At 57.3% G+C, this 16,059-nt stretch carries 5 protein-coding genes, 1 tRNA gene and 2 rRNA genes; 6 read left to right on the top strand and 2 right to left on the bottom strand.

Features of this window, described 5'->3' with window-relative positions; translation table 11 throughout:
- The first annotated feature begins 330 nt into the window (after positions 1-330).
- The 3 genes from ACHZCJ_RS06670 to ACHZCJ_RS06660 all read left to right on the top strand — a co-directional run bounded on the left by ACHZCJ_RS06670 (position 331) and on the right by ACHZCJ_RS06660 (position 3,618).
- Positions 331-3,133, top strand: a 23S ribosomal RNA gene (locus ACHZCJ_RS06670).
- 160 nt (positions 3,134-3,293) lie between these two features.
- Positions 3,294-3,408 (top strand): 5S ribosomal RNA (rrf, locus tag ACHZCJ_RS06665).
- A gap of 133 nt (positions 3,409-3,541) precedes the next feature.
- Positions 3,542-3,618: transfer RNA gene (locus ACHZCJ_RS06660), tRNA-Met, on the top strand.
- Between the two features lie 211 nt (positions 3,619-3,829).
- On the opposite strand, the gene ACHZCJ_RS06655 is transcribed toward ACHZCJ_RS06660, so the two are convergent.
- Positions 3,830-5,266, bottom strand: a complete 1,437-nt coding sequence (locus ACHZCJ_RS06655; RefSeq protein ID WP_321324918.1) for a glutamate synthase subunit beta — start codon at positions 5,264-5,266, stop codon at positions 3,830-3,832.
- A gap of 21 nt (positions 5,267-5,287) precedes the next feature.
- Positions 5,288-9,940, bottom strand: a complete 4,653-nt coding sequence (gltB, locus tag ACHZCJ_RS06650) for a glutamate synthase large subunit (protein ID WP_321324916.1) — start codon at positions 9,938-9,940, stop codon at positions 5,288-5,290.
- Positions 9,941-10,242: 302 nt separating this feature from the next.
- Here gltB and ACHZCJ_RS06645 point away from each other — a divergent pair, with 302 nt between their 5' ends.
- The 3 genes from ACHZCJ_RS06645 (at position 10,243) to ACHZCJ_RS06635 (ending at position 15,986) form a co-directional block, all read left to right on the top strand.
- Positions 10,243-11,193, top strand: a complete 951-nt coding sequence (locus ACHZCJ_RS06645; protein WP_321324914.1) for an XdhC family protein — start codon at positions 10,243-10,245, stop codon at positions 11,191-11,193.
- Positions 11,194-11,277: 84 nt separating this feature from the next.
- Positions 11,278-14,475: an amidohydrolase family protein gene (locus ACHZCJ_RS06640; RefSeq protein ID WP_321324912.1), complete on the top strand. Its 3,198-nt coding sequence runs from the start codon at positions 11,278-11,280 to the stop codon at positions 14,473-14,475.
- 368 nt (positions 14,476-14,843) lie between these two features.
- A complete protein-coding gene (locus ACHZCJ_RS06635) occupies positions 14,844-15,986 on the top strand; it encodes a hypothetical protein (RefSeq protein WP_394700048.1) in 1,143 nt (380 codons plus the stop codon).
- Positions 15,987-16,059 lie beyond the last annotated feature (73 nt).

Genomic DNA, 16,059 nt, shown 5'->3' with positions numbered 1-16,059 from the left:
GGTTCGCGGGACAATCATTTCTCCAGAGATGAAGACAAAAGTTTCCTGCAGGTTCCGATCTGCAGGCAAGCGAGGCCTCGGCCTCTATTTGACATTGTGAATGGGTTTTTTTAATCGATGCCGTGGCAATTTTGCGGTTTCGGTTCGGCGGTTTTCCGCTGGATTGGAGCGCATAATTGGCACAAGTATTCATATATATGAATTACTAAAGGCTGAGTAATTAATTGTCCGCATCATACAGGCAAGGCCGAATTGGCCAGGCTGAAGCGCTTTTTTATGCAAGGAGCGTGGGAGGCTTGTTCCAATCTTGTTGTTGGTGGTGTGGATTCTCAAGCGTGAGGTAAGAGCATTTGGTGGATGCCTTGGCACATACAGGCGATGAAGGACGTGGCACGCTGCGATAAGCGTTGGGGAGATGTGAGCAATCTTTGATCCAGCGATTTCCGAATGGGGGAACCCATCCTCACCATTTACTTTTGTCTTGAAGGGCTTTTGTCCGACAAGGTGAGGGTAAATGGGGAAGGATATCACCGAGTTGAATAAAATAGACTTGGTGAAGCGAACCCGGCGAACTGAAACATCTCAGTAACCGGAGGAAAAGACATCAACCGAGATTCCGTTAGTAGTGGCGAGCGAACGCGGACCAGGCCAGTGCCTTGTTGTAAATTAGCAGAACATTCTGGAAAGTTTGACCATAGTGGGTGACAGTCCCGTATGCGAAAATGATCAACAAGGACTCGAGTAGGGCGGAACACGTGAAATTCTGTCTGAACATGGGGGGACCACCCTCCAAGCCTAAATACTCGTATGTGACCGATAGCGAACAAGTACCGTGAGGGAAAGGTGAAAAGCACCCCGATTAGGGGAGTGAAACAGTACCTGAAACCGAATGCTTACAAGCAGTGGGAGCCCCCTTGTGGGGTGACCGCGTACCTCTTGCATAATGGGTCAGTGACTTAATCTATCTAGCAAGCTTAAGCCGTTAGGTGTAGGCGCAGCGAAAGCGAGTCTGAATAGGGCGAATGAGTTAGATGGATTAGACCCGAAACCCGGCGATCTAGGCATGACCAGGTTGAAGGTGCGGTAACACGCACTGGAGGACCGAACCATTTAATGTTGAAAAATTATTGGATGAGTTGTGTTTAGGGGTGAAAGGCCAATCAAGCCGGGAAATAGCTGGTTCTCCGCGAAAACTATTGAGGTAGTGCCTCGGACGTTTTCCTATGGGGGTAGAGCACTGGATGGGCTAGGGGGTCGCGAGACCTACCAAACCTAACCAAACTCCGAATACCATAGAGACAAGTCCGGGAGACAGACGGCGGGTGCTAAGGTCCGTCGTCAAAAGGGAAACAGCCCTAACCTACAGCTAAGGTCCCCAAGTCATATCTAAGTGGGAAAGCATGTGGGAATCCCAAAACAACCAGGAGGTTGGCTTAGAAGCAGCCATCCTTTAAAGAAAGCGTAACAGCTCACTGGTCTAAATAAGGGTTCCTGCGGCGAAGATGTAACGGGGCTAAAGATATGCACCGAAGCTTAGGGTTCAGAATTTATTCTGAGCGGTAGCGGAGCGTTCCGTAAGCGGATGAAGCCGAAGGGTAACCGACGGTGGACGTATCGGAAGTGCGAATGCTGACATGAGTAGCGATAAACAGTGTGAGATGCACTGTCGCCGAAAGACCAAGGGTTCCTGCTTAAAGCTAATCTGAGCAGGGTGAGTCGGCCCCTAAGACGAGCCCGAAGGGGGTAGTCGATGGGAACACGGTTAATATTCCGTGACCTGGTGGAATGTGACGGTTCACGTGTGTTGTCTGATCTTATTGGATTGATCAGGCTTCGAAGTGGATCCAGGAAATAGCTCCACCATATAGACCGTACCCGAAACCGACACAGGTGGTCAGGTAGAGTATACCAAGGCGCTTGAGAGAAGTATCCTGAAGGAACTCGGCAAATTACCTCCGTAACTTCGGGAGAAGGAGGCCCTGCCAGAAGGCAACTTTTGGCAGGGGGCACAAGCTGGGGGGTAGCGACTGTTTAGCAAAAACACAGGACTCTGCTAAGTCGGCTTCAAGACGACGTATAGGGTCTGACGCCTGCCCGGTGCTCGAAGGTTAAGAGGAGAGATGAAAGTCTTGAATTGAAGCCCGAGTAAACGGCGGCCGTAACTATAACGGTCCTAAGGTAGCGAAATTCCTTGTCGGGTAAGTTCCGACCTGCACGAATGGCGTAACGACTTCCCCACTGTCTCCAGGATATGCTCAGCGAAATTGAATTCTCCGTGAAGATGCGGAGTACCCGCGGTTAGACGGAAAGACCCCGTGCACCTTTACTGCAGCTTCAGAGTGGCATTAGGAAAGAATTGTGTAGAATAGGTGGGAGGCTTTGAAACTTGGGCGCCAGTCCGAGTGGAGCCATAATGTGAAATACCACCCTATTGTTTTCTGGTGTCTAACCTAGATCCGTTATCCGGATCAGGGACCCTCTGTGGCGGGTAGTTTGACTGGGGCGGTCGCCTCCTAAAGAGTAACGGAGGCGCGCGATGGTTGGCTCAGGACGGTTGGAAACCGTCTGTTAGAGTGCAATGGCATAAGCCAGCCTGACTGCGAGACTGACAAGTCGAGCAGAGACGAAAGTCGGTCATAGTGATCCGGTGGTCCCTCGTGGAAGGGCCATCGCTCAACGGATAAAAGGTACGCCGGGGATAACAGGCTGATGATTCCCAAGAGCTCATATCGACGGAATCGTTTGGCACCTCGATGTCGGCTCATCACATCCTGGGGCTGGAGCAGGTCCCAAGGGTTTGGCTGTTCGCCAATTAAAGTGGTACGTGAGCTGGGTTCAGAACGTCGCGAGACAGTTTGGTCCCTATCTGCCGTGGGCGTCGATAATTGAGAGGAGTTGACCCTAGTACGAGAGGACCGGGTTGAACATACCTCTGGTGTACCAGTCATGCCGCCAGGCGTGCTGCTGGGTAGCTATGTATGGACGGGATAACCGCTGAAAGCATCTAAGCGGGAAGCCTCCCTCGAGATAAGTTATCATAGAGTCGTGGAAGACCACCACGTTGATAGGCTGGGTGTGGAAGTGCGGTAACGCATGAAGCTAACCAGTCCTAATTACTCAATTCGCGCTTGTAGAATCCCGCCATCAACAACAATGTTGGAAACAGCATGTTGCCAGATGAACGGACAATTAGGCTCGGCCCATGGTCAATATGCACGGCATCAAATACCGTGCATCATCTTGCCACATCGATTAAAAGACCCGTGATTACAGCTTATGCGCCTGCTTCATTGCTTGGTGGCCATAGCGCCTGTGCCCCACCCGATCCCATCTCGAACTCGGCCGTGAAACCAGGTTGCGCCGATGGTACTTTGTCTCAAGGCATGGAAGAGTAGGTCGTCGCCAGGCATTGCAGCAGGCGCATTAATCTGTACCCACGTGGAAATAACCCATTCACCTTTTCATAAGCGGCCTGTCCCTCATAGGGCCGGCCGCTTTTTTACTGTCTGGACCAGCGCATCAGCCTCTCCAGACATGTTGGCGCGGGATGGAGCAGTCCGGTAGCTCGTCAGGCTCATAACCTGAAGGTCGTAGGTTCAAATCCTACTCCCGCAACCAACACTCAAAACGATCCGCAATATAAAATTCGCCGGGACGGAGAAGCGGTCAGCCGGATTCTTTGCCGGCCGCGCTGTGGGATCAGTGCTGGGCAGGGCCCTCGGGCCGCCACATAGCCCATCACCGTCCGCACAAAAAAAGCCTCGCTAGTTGCTAGCGAGGCTTTTTTTGTGAGAGGCAAGGCGCGGATCGGGCCCTGTTCCTGCCGTGGCTAACGTGGGAGTGAGCTTTCGCCCATCAGTTGCAGGTCCACGGCCCGCGCGCATTGGCGGCCTTCGCGGATCGCCCATACGACAAGACTCTGGCCGCGCCGCATGTCTCCGCAGGCAAAGACACCGTCCTTGCTGGTGGCATAGTCGACGACATTGGCAGCAACATTGCCGCGTCCGTCCAGTCCGACTTCGGACTGGTCGACCAGTCCCATCTGGCGCGGTCCGACAAAACCCATGGCCAGCAGGATCAGGTCGGCTTTCAGAGTGAACTCGCTGCCCTCGATCTCCTGCATTTGCCCATCCACCCATTCCAGCCGGACGCATTCAAGCCCCTCGACATTGCCGTTGGTACCGACGACCCGTTTGGCCAGTATCGCCCAGTCGCGCTCGCAGCCTTCGAGATGGCTGGACGAGGTGCGTAGTTTCAGCGGCCAGTCTGGCCATGAGAAAGTCTTGTCTTCCTTTTCCGGAGGCTTGGGCATGATTTCGATCTGGGTAACCGACGCGGCGCCCTGGCGATTGGAGGTACCGACGCAGTCGGAACCGGTGTCGCCGCCGCCGATGACGATGACATGCTTGCCGGTTGCGCTGATCGTGCCGCGCGGTGCGGCGCGCATTTCATCATCGCCGGCGTTGCGCTTGTTCTGCTGGGTGAGGAATTCCATCGCGAGCCGGACACCGGACATTTCATAGCCCGGGATATCCAGCATACGCGGTTTCTCCGCACCGCCGGACATGACCACCGCATCATAATTTTCCTGCAGCGATTCGACCGAAACGGAGACGCCAACTTCGGTGCTGGTGCGAAATTCGACGCCCTCGGCTTCCATCTGTACGAGACGCCGGTTGATGAGATGCTTTTCCATCTTGAAATCGGGAATGCCGTAACGCAGCAGGCCGCCCATCCGGTCATTTTTCTCGAACAGGGTGACATTATGGCCGGCGCGCGCCAGCTGCTGGGCACAGGCCATGCCTGCCGGCCCGGAACCGACGACGGCGACTGACTTGCCGGTCTTCTTCTCGGCGATCTGGGGTGTGATCCAGCCTTCTTCCCAGCCGCGATCAACAATCGCGCATTCAATGGATTTGATATTCACCGGTACATCATCGATGTTCAGCGTGCAGGCCGCTTCGCACGGTGCCGGGCATATCCGTCCGGTAAATTCCGGGAAATTGTTGGTCGACTGGAGTGTTTCCAGCGCCGTTTTCCAGTCACCTTCATAAACCAGATCGTTCCAGTCCGGGATGATATTGTTCACCGGACAGCCGTTGTGGCAATAAGGAATGCCGCAATCCATGCAACGCGCTGCCTGGTCCCTGATTTCGGATTCCGGCAGCGGTATCGTGAATTCCTTATAGTGCGTCAGCCGTTCCTTAGGATCGGTATATGTCGCGTCCTTGCGGTCAATCTCGAGAAAGCCTGTTACTTTACCCACGGTCTACTCCAATATCTTCGTTCATTCTGCAGCGACGATCGTCTCGAGACGTTCGGCTTCAAGTTGTTTCAGCGCCGACGCATAATCACGCGGCATGACCTTCACGAAACGGCCAAGGGCTTCATCCCAATTGTCGAGAATTTCGCTCGCTCTCGCGCTGTCGGTATAGAGCTTGTGACGCTCCAGCAGGATCCGCAGCCGCGCCGCGTCGTGATAAAGCATATCACCCATGCCATAATCGTTCACATCGACGGGAAGCTGCTGCGGAAATGCCGTGTCTTCTCCGTCCTCGGCATCGGCATCGATCGTCTCGATGTCAACCATCGCCATGTTGCAGCGCTGGCGGAACAGCCCGTCCTCGTCATATACATAGGCGACACCGCCGGACATGCCGGCCGCAAAATTGCGCCCGGTCTTGCCGAGCACGGCAACCACGCCACCGGTCATATATTCACAGCCATGATCACCGGTGCCTTCGACGACGGCAACGGCACCGCTGTTGCGGACCGCGAAGCGCTCGCCGGCGACGCCGTTGAAATAGGCTTCACCAGCAACCGCGCCGTAGAGCACGGTGTTGCCGACGATGATATTTTCGGTCGGATTGCGATCGACATGGGTGGGCTGTTTGACAACTACGCGGCCCCCGGACAGTCCCTTGCCGACATAGTCATTGGCATCGCCAACCAGTTCGGCGGTCACGCCATGGGCGAGAAAAGCGCCGAAGCTCTGTCCGGCCACGCCTTCGAACTGCAGCTGGATCGTGTTGTTCGGCAGGCCGGCATGGCCATATTTCTTCGCGACCTCGCCCGACAACATCGCGCCGACGGTGCGGTTGACGTTTTTGACCTTGCGCTCGATCTTGACGGTCTGGCCGTTGTCGAGAGCCGGTGCAGCAGCAGCGATCAGATCCTTGTCCAGCGCTGCATCGAGGCCATGGTCCTGAGTCATCGTCTGATACAGGGTCTCACCTTCCGGCAGCACGACTTCGTGCAGCAGGCGCGACAGGTCGACGCCCTCCGCTTTCCAGTGACGCAGAGCCTTGTTCATGTTGATCCGGTCGACCCGGCCGACCATTTCCTCGATCGTGCGGAAGCCCATTTCGGCCATGATCTGGCGCAGCTCTTCGGCCACGAAGAAGAAATAGTTGATCACATATTCCGGCTGTCCGGTGAACTTCTTGCGCAATTCCGGATTCTGCGTCGCGACCCCGACCGGGCAGGTGTTCAGATGGCATTTGCGCATCATGATGCAGCCAGCGGCAATCAGCGGCGCGGTGGCAAATCCGAATTCGTCGGCGCCGAGAAGCGCGCCGATCGCCACATCGCGACCAGTCCGCAGGCCGCCGTCGACCTGTACCGAGATACGAGAGCGCAGTCCGTTCAGCAGCAGGGTCTGCTGCGTTTCCGCGAGGCCGATTTCCCACGGGGAACCGGCGTGGGTGAGCGAGGTCAGCGGCGAAGCGCCGGTGCCGCCGTCATAACCGGAAATGGTCAGATGATCGGCCCGCGCCTTGGATACGCCGGCGGCAACCGTACCGACCCCTACTTCGGAAACCAGTTTGACCGAAACACGGGCTCCGGTGTTCACATTTTTCAGATCGTGGATCAGCTGTGCCAGATCCTCGATCGAGTAGATGTCATGATGCGGGGGCGGGGAAATCAGTCCGACGCCCGGTGTCGAGTGGCGGACCTTGCCGATATTCTTGTCGACCTTGCTGCCCGGCAGCTGTCCGCCTTCGCCCGGTTTGGCGCCCTGGGCCATCTTGATCTGGATATCGTCGGCATTGACCAGATATTCTGCGGTTACACCGAAGCGTCCGCTTGCAACCTGCTTGATTGCCGAACGCATCGAATCGCCATTGGCCATGGGCAGGAAGCGATCCGGCTCTTCGCCGCCTTCACCGGTATTGGACTTGCCGCCAATCCGGTTCATCGCGATGGCCAGGGTCGTGTGCGCCTCCCGGCTGATCGAGCCGAAGCTCATCGCGCCGGTGGCAAAGCGCTTCACGATTTCGGATGCCGGTTCCACCTCGTTAATGTCGAGCGGTTCGTCCGCCTTGATCAGTTCCATCAATCCGCGGATCGTCAGCAGATGTTCGCTCTGCTCGTTGACCGACCGCGCAAATTCCTCATAATTTTTCGGGTCGTTGCCGCGTACGGCATGCTGCAGATTGGCAACATTGGCTGGCGTCCAGGCGTGATCCTCGCCGCGGATCCGGTAGCCGTAGATACCGCCGACATCGAGCATGTTCCGATAGATCGGATTGTCGCCATAGGCTTCGCTATGGCGGGACACGGTTTCTTCGGCGATTTCCGCCAGACCGACGCCTTCGATCATCGTCGCCGTGCCGGTGAAATATTTCTCGATAAATTCAGTGGACAGGCCGACCGCGTCAAAAATCTGCGCGCCGCAATAGCTTTGGTAGGTCGAAATACCCATTTTCGACATGACCTTCAAAATACCCTTGCCGATAGCCTTGATATAATTCTGCTCGACCTGCTGCTGGGTCAGCGGCAATTCGCGGCGTGTGCGGATTTCCTCCAGCGTTTCGAAGGCCAGATAGGGATTGACCGCTTCCGCGCCATAGCCCGCGAGCACGCAGAAATGATGCACTTCGCGCGCTTCACCGGTTTCAACGACGAGGCCGGTCTGCATCCGTAAGCCCTGGCGGACCAGATGATGGTGGACGGCTGCGGTTGCCAGCAAGGCCGGCATCGCGATCCGGTCTGACCCCTTGGCCCGGTCGGAGAGGATCAGAATATTGCGGTCGGCGAGCACGGCTTCCGTCGCTGCCCAGCACATTTCCTTTAGCGCCATTTCCAGACCTGCGGCACCGGTAGCGGCATCCCAGGTCATATCGATTGTCTCGGTGCGGAAAGCACCGTCCAGCGCCTCTTCGACGGAGCGGATTTTCAGCAGGTCCGCATTGGTCAATACCGGCTGATCGACTTCGAGCCGTTTGTGTGTGCCGGCGTCGTGCCCCAGTAGATTCGGGCGTGGCCCGATCATCGAGACCAGCGACATCACGAGTTCTTCCCGGATCGGATCAATCGGCGGATTGGTGACCTGGGCGAAATTCTGTTTGAAATAATCGTACAACAGGCGCGGTTTGCCGGACAGAACGGCAATCGGCGTGTCGGTGCCCATTGATCCGATCGGATCGATCCCGTCACTCGCCATGGGCTCCAGGAATTTGGTGATATCTTCCTGAGTATAGCCAAATGCCTGCTGCCGGTCGAGCAGCGCGGCAGGATCTTCGAGCCCGCTGCTCTTTGGCGCATCGACATCGTCGAGATCGTCGAGATCGAGATCCTTCAGATTATATTGGGTTGATTCGAGCCATTTTGCATAGGGCTTGGCCTTGGCGAGATCGGCCTTTATTTCTTCGTCTTCGATGATCCGGCCCTGCTCCATGTCGATGAGCAGCATCTTGCCCGGCTGCAAGCGCCATTTGCGGACGATATTGTCTTCCTTGACCGGAAGCACGCCAGATTCCGACGCCATGATGACATGACCGTCGTCAGTGACGCAGAAGCGGGCAGGGCGCAGGCCGTTGCGGTCCAGCGTGGCGCCGACCTGACGGCCGTCTGTAAAGGCGACCGCTGCCGGGCCGTCCCACGGCTCCATCAGCGCGGCATGATATTCGTAAAAGGCCCGGCGGTCGGCATCCATCGTCGGATCGCCGGCCCAGGCTTCGGGGATCAGCATCATAACGGCGTGGGGCAGGGAATAGCCGCCGGCAACCAGAAGCTCGAGCGCATTATCGAGACAGGCCGTGTCGGACTGGCCGTGCGGGATCAGCGGCCACATCTTGTCGAGGTCGGCGCCCAGCAGGTCGGACTCCATGGTCCGGCGACGGGCGTTCATCCAGTTCACATTGCCGCGGACCGTGTTGATTTCGCCATTATGCGCGATGAAACGATACGGATGCGCCAGTTTCCAGGACGGGAAAGTATTGGTCGAGAAGCGCTGGTGGACCATGGCCACAGCGGAGGTCGTCAGGGGATTGTCGAGATCCTTGTAGAAGGAGCCGACCTGATCGGCGAGCAGCAGACCTTTATAGACGATGGTTTTCGTCGAAAAGGAGGGCATGTAGAATTCGGACAGGCCCGGCATGTTGTTCTTCTCCGCGATCCCATCGAGCGGATTGTGAATCTGCTTGCGGACAGCCAAGATTTTGCGTTCGAACGCATCCTGGTCGGCCAGCGTTTCACCCTTGCCGACGATCGCCTGGCGAATCAGTGGCATCTGTTCGAGCACGGCCTTGCCGATGCCCGTGGTGTCGATGGGCACATCGCGCCAGCCGATAAAATCCTGCCCTTCCTTGGCGATGAAACGTTCGAAATGCGTAGTCGCATATTCCGCTTCTGCCGGGTCCGACGGGAGGAAGCACATGGCCACCGCATAGTCGCCAATAGCGGGCAGTGTCAGTTTTTGTGAATCCGCCCAATCCCGCAGAAGAGCATCGGGAATCTGTAATAATATGCCGGCACCATCGCCCAGCAGCGGATCGGCGCCAACAGCACCGCGGTGATCGATATTGACCAGAATTTCCAGGCCACGCTTGACTGTAAGATGCGATTTGTCACCGTTGATATTCGCGACGAAGCCGACGCCACATGCGTCATGCTCGTTCTTTGAATCATACAGGCCTTGCGGTGGCGGGAAACTCATATTCCGTCCTCATATTTCGATAGGATTTTTGTAATTTAGATGCTCCTAGATGGGTTTTTACGCATTTTGAAGATAAGATTTATGCAGGGGTGCAAAGAAACATTGCGCAGCTACCCGTTGCCGCTACGGCTGAAGGGGTAATCTTCATGAAATATGTCACGATTTTGCCGATGTGCACCCTGTCAAAAGACGGAGCGCGGTGTCATTTCCTCCGTGCTGACTGCATGGTGATTGCCCAAATAGGCCGTTTGCGGCATGGATATAACCGGCAATTTTCCAAGACAATAGCGGGACAGTCTCCTTTGAACAATATCGCGCCCATTTTTGAATTTCTGCGGCAAAAAGTGGCGGAGAAGCAGAAAATTGTCCTGATTACGCTGATCGCCGTGACCGGCGCGTCAACCCGCAATCCCGGTGCGCATATGGCAGTGGCAGAGGACGGGTCGTCAACCGGGTCTTTTTCCGGGGGATGCGTCGAGGCCGCGGTGGTCGCCGAAGCGCTGGACGTGATTGGGGGCAACCAGGCGCGAGAGGTCCGGTTCGGCGCCGGTTCGCCCTATCTCGATATCCGTCTCCCCTGCGGCGGCGGCATTGATTTGCTCTTCACGCCGATATCCGAACTGTCGGTGGTCTCTGCCATTTTTGACCGGATCGGGCGGCGAGAGCCTTTGACGCTTGTGATCGACAGGCAGGGCGCCGACATCCGCTGCGAGGCCGGGACGGAGTGCCGGGAATTGGTGAAGAGGGACGGTTCGCAGATATTCGTGCATCATATTCCGGCCGCCAGAATCTGCATATTGGGACACGGACCATCGGTGGAAAGTCTCGTCCGTCTGTCCGGCAGCTATGGCATCGACTGTGCTGTCCTGTCGCCGGATGCGGGCATCATCGACACGGTAACTGGCGAGGGAGCCGCGGCCGGTCTGCTGAAAACAGCGGAGCCGACGCCGCTGCTTGATCCCGATCCGTGGACCGCCTGCATCTTCTATTTCCATGACCATGACTGGGAAGCGGCGTTGATGAAACAGGCTTTGGCCTCGCCCGCTTTCTATATCGGGGCGATGGGCAGCCGCAAAACCCATGCGCGACGTTTGCAGTATCTTGCCGACATCGGCGTTTCGGCAGAGGAAAGCGAGCGGATGATCGCGCCGATCGGCCTGATTCCCTCGACCCGCGATCCGGCGACACTGGCCTTGTCAACGCTCGCGCAGGTGGTGGAGCGCTATCACCAATGTTTCGGGGCGAGGCAGTAGCTGGCGGAGAAAGTTCCATGTTCCTTACGGCTGCAATCTGGAATAGAGTGGCCCGATCGACGATTTTCTTTTCCGGGGATTGATATGAAATATAGTCTGGTTTCGGTGCTTGCGACCCTTTTGCTGTCGGGGACCGCATTGGCGCAGGACAAGTCCGACGAGACCGCATGGGATGTCAACGCCCCGGCCGGAGCGACGATCAAGCAGGTGCCGATTAATGTCGACGAGGGCAGCTGGATAGATGTCGACGTCAGTCCCGATGGCCAAAGTCTGACATTCGCCCTGCTTGGCGATATCTACACCATGCCGATGGCCGGCGGCCAGCCGATCCGGATCGCTGAAGGTCTGGCCTGGGAGGTGCAACCGCGTTTCTCGCCGGATGGCAGGCGGATAGCCTTCACTTCCGATCGAGGCGGCGGCGACAATATCTGGATTATGAACCGCGATGGCAGCGACAAGCGCCAGTTGACGAAGGAAGAATTTCGTCTGCTCAACCAACCCAGCTGGAGCCCCGATGGACGCTTCATCGTAGCGAAAAAGCATTTTACCACCCAGCGATCGCTGGGGACCGGTGAAATCTGGCTCTATCATGTCTCCGGTGGCGCGGGGGTACAACTGGTCAAAAGGCCGAGCGAAACGCATCAGAAGGAGCTGGGCGAGCCGATCTACGCCCCGGACGGGAAGGCAGTCTTTTACACGCGTAATGTCACGCCGGGCGGGATGTTCATCTATGCGCAGGACAGCAACGGCGACCTGTTCAACATTGAAAAATATGATCTGGAAACCGGAGAGGTTACCACGGCAGTATCGGGCCTTGGCGGATCGGTGCGCCCAAATCCTTCCCCCGACGGCAAGAAGATCGCCTTTGTCCGCCGCGAGATGACGCGGTCCAAACTCTATGTGAAAGATCTGGAGTCCGGGATCGAGCGCAAAGTCTATGACGACCTCGATCAGGATGTGCAGGAAACCTGGGCTGTCACCGGCGTCTATCCGAATATGGACTGGACTCCCGACAGCCGCGAGATCGTCTTCTGGGCCGGCGGCAAGATCCGGCGGGTGGCCGCTGACGGCAGTGCCTCCTCGGTGATTCCGTTTCAGGTCAGCGACAGCCGGGGCGTCGCCGATGCCCCGCACCCGACGATTCCGGTCGCGCCTGACAGTTTTACGACGAAAATGCCGCGCTTTGCCGCGGTGTCGCCGGACGGACGGACCGTGATTTTCGAAAGCCTCGGCAAGCTCTACTCCAAGCCGATGAGCGGCGGGACGGCGAGGCGGCTGACCAGCGGTTCGGAACGCGAGCTTTTCCCTTCCTGGTCGCGCGATGGCCGTTCAATCGTCTTTGTCGGCTGGACCGACGCCGGACTGGGCCAGATCAAGACGGTTTCGGCAAGCGGCGGTTCGCCCCGCACCGTCACCAACCGGCCCGGCCATTACGCCCGGCCGCATTTTTCTCCCGATGGCAAGACCATCGTCTTCGAGATGAAGCAAGGCGGCTATATGACCTCGCCCGAATGGTCGGTCGAGGATGGTGTCTATCGCGTGCCGGCTAGTGGCGGTGCCCCCGTGCGCGTGGTCAAGGGCGCCGCCGGGCCGCAATATGGCGCGAGCAGCGACCGGATTTTCATGCTTCAAAACGAAAATGACCAGCGTATCCTGATCAGCACCGATCTCAACGGCGAAGCAAAACGCACCCACGCCAAAGGCGATCTGACCAACGATTATATCGTCTCGCCCGACGGCCTGAATGTTGCTTTCCGGCAAAGCTATGAAGCCTATGTCATGCCGCTGATGCCCGGCACCCAGGCGGTCGAGGTCAGCCCGAGCATTACATCGCTGCCGGTCACGCGGGTCAGCGCCAATGGTGCCGACTATATCAACTGGTCCGGCAATGGGCAGACGCTCCACTGGAGTATCGGGCCAACGGTCTATTCGGCAGCTACCAACGCTTTGTTCTCCGACGCGCCAGCGGCGAAGGATGCGCCCAAATATCAGCCGCCAACCAGCGGCGTTTCGCTCGAACGAACGATTGCAGCGGACAAGCCCTCCGGAATGGTTGTGCTTGCCGGCGGGCGAATTGTCACCATGTCCGATGAAGACGGCGGGATCATCGATGATGGTGTGATTGTCATTCAGGGCAATCGCATCGCCGCGGTCGGTCCGCGCGGTGAGGTCAGCATCCCCGCTGGTGCCGCCACCGTCGACGTTACCGGCAAGACCATCATACCCGGTCTGGTCGACGCCCACGCCCACGGGCCGCAGGGCAGCGACGAACTGGTGCCGCAGCAAAACTGGTCGTTGATACAGAATCTCGCGCTTGGTACAACCACGATCCACGACCCGTCGAGCCGTGCCAGCGAAATATTCGTGGCCAGCGAAATGCAGCGCGCAGGAATGATCCTTGGCCCCCGGATATTCTCGACCGGAGAGATCGTCTATGGTGCAAAGGCTGCGAGCGTCTATGCCGAGATCAACAATCTCGATGATGCGCTGGCTCATGTCCGGCGGCTCAAGGCGCAAGGTGGTTATAGCGTCAAAAATTACAACCAGCCGCGCCGCGAACAGCGGCAGCAGGTGGTCGAAGCCGCGCGTCAGGAAAATATGCTTGTTGTAGCCGAAGGCGGTTCCCTGTTCGGTATGGACATGGCGCTGGTCGCCGATGGCAACTCGACACTGGAACATAATATCCCGCTCGATATCTTCTATGACGATGTCGTGCAGATGTTTTCCCGATCCGACACCAGTTACACGCCAACGCTGGTTGTCAGCTACGGCGGGCTGGCCGGCGATCCCTATTGGCGTCAGGCCACCAATGTATGGGAAAACCCTCTACTGGTCCACACGCCGCCCAAAATCCTGGCCGCCGAGACCGTTCGCCGGACCAAGGCGCCGGACAATAATTTTGTTGATGATGACAATGCCCGGGAAGCCAAAAAGCTGGCCGATGCTGGTGTGAAAGTCTCGATCGGCGCCCATGGCCAGCAAGCCGGTATCGCCAGCCACTGGGAGCTCTGGTCCTTCGTCCGTGGCGGCATGAGCCCGGTGGAGGCACTGGCGGCTGGCACCATTGTGTCGGCCAAATCGCTCGGCATGGCAGGTGAAATCGGGTCTCTGGAAGTCGGCAAGCTCGCCGATCTGCTAGTGCTGGATGCAGATCCGACGGAGGATATCCGTAACAGCGACAAGATCGAGCGTGTCATGCTGAACGGAAGGCTTTACGATCCGCTGACGATGAACGAGTTGGTGACAGGGGCCAGGAAGCGTGCAGCCTATTGGTGGGAATGAGCGAATACCTAGTCGGGAGCCCTTATATCCGGTGATCTCGGACTGAAGTGACAAATGAAAATTCCCAAGAATGGAATAATAACATGGTCACTATTTAATCATTCCGCTAAATTTTCATTATTGAGATGAAACTCCGTTTAACAGATGTAGGATTTCACTGAATGCTTCCTGAATAGAGCGTTCAGGAACTCGGTTGGTCGTCCTTTTTGGCTCATTCTGTCCCTGTTACGGGATACTAGTCTCATTTTCCGGTGTTTATTGCTCACCACATTAGGAGAAATGAGATGACCACGAGCAGCAAGATGACAAGTAGCATCAATAAGGGGCTAAACAACGGATTGCCGACAAGCTCCACGCGCAGCCTGTCTATGATCAGCATATTTGCGATTTCGGTCGGTATGGTCGCGGCACCCGCGCAGGCGCAGGATATCCCCGCGCCGGATACCATTCCGCCGGTCCAGGCGCCGCCCGTAGCTTCGCCGCAGCCTGTACCAGCGGCAACTCCGACAATCAGTCCGACGATCGCCATGCCCCAGGCCGGTAGACCGCCCGCCGTTGAAGCGGAACCTGCACCACAGGTTACACCGGAGCAGGCCGATGAGCTGGCACGCCAGGGCGGCTTCGACGCAGAAACTGTCGCCCCTGAAGCGCTGGTTCAGATTGAAAAGGAGCAATTGGAGCGTCAGGCAGCAGCTGACGCTGCAGCCGCGAAGACGGCTTCCGTCAGGGCTTCTAGCAGCAGAGCCAATGTTTCTGCCACGGAAGTCCCTGCTCAAAACCCGGTTGCGGAGCCGGTTTCCTATAATAACGCTGCCGGATCCAAGGCTGCAGGATTGGCCGCACCGGTTGCCGCCACCTCCGCTTTCCAGCCCGCGCCTGAAATTACCGCAACACCCGACGTACAATCGAGTGAGCTCGGTGCTGACTGGGGTTTGCTCGCTGCGCTGGCGGCCTTGCTCGGTATTGGCGGAGCGGGAGCCTATGCGGCCACTCGCCGCCGGAACAAAGACGAGGCGGCCATGGCCATGCGTGGCACCGATCCTGTTCCTGCTTCACCGACCGCGGTCGCTGTACCCGACGAACGCCGTAATTCCATGCAGGAAGAAATAGCTCCGGCTGGCGAAAAACAGCGAATAACCGCAGCCACCCCCTTTGGCAGCAGGACTACGACCAGCACGAATTTTGCCACCTTTGTCGGAACGCTGCCGTCGTTCAAGATGTTGGCGGGGAAGCCGGACCGTAACGTTCCGCTGGGCCAGCGACGAGTTGCAGCGGCACCCAAGCCTTATCTTGCACAGGCAGATTTGCAGCGCACTGCCGGTTATTTCACGGCCAATGTCGACGCAATGCCGACGCCGCAGAATCCTTTTTTGACCCGTAAGAACCGGCTGAAACGCGCTCGCTTTCTTGACGGCGAGCTGGCCGCGCTGAAGGCCCTGTCTCGCGAAAGCCGCCCACGGATATCCGGTGGAACGGAAGTGACGCGATCATTGGAGCCTGCATTCAGCTAAATCCGTCGCATATTCGAAAGACTGGATGGGGTGGTCCGTTTGTCCGGACCGCCCTTGTCCCACAATGATGAAC

This window comes from uncultured Parasphingorhabdus sp. (genome assembly GCF_963677535.2).
GTDB lineage: Bacteria > Pseudomonadota > Alphaproteobacteria > Sphingomonadales > Sphingomonadaceae > Parasphingorhabdus.
Note: the sequence above shows the minus strand (reverse complement) of the source record. Positions and strands in the feature narration are given on the sequence as shown.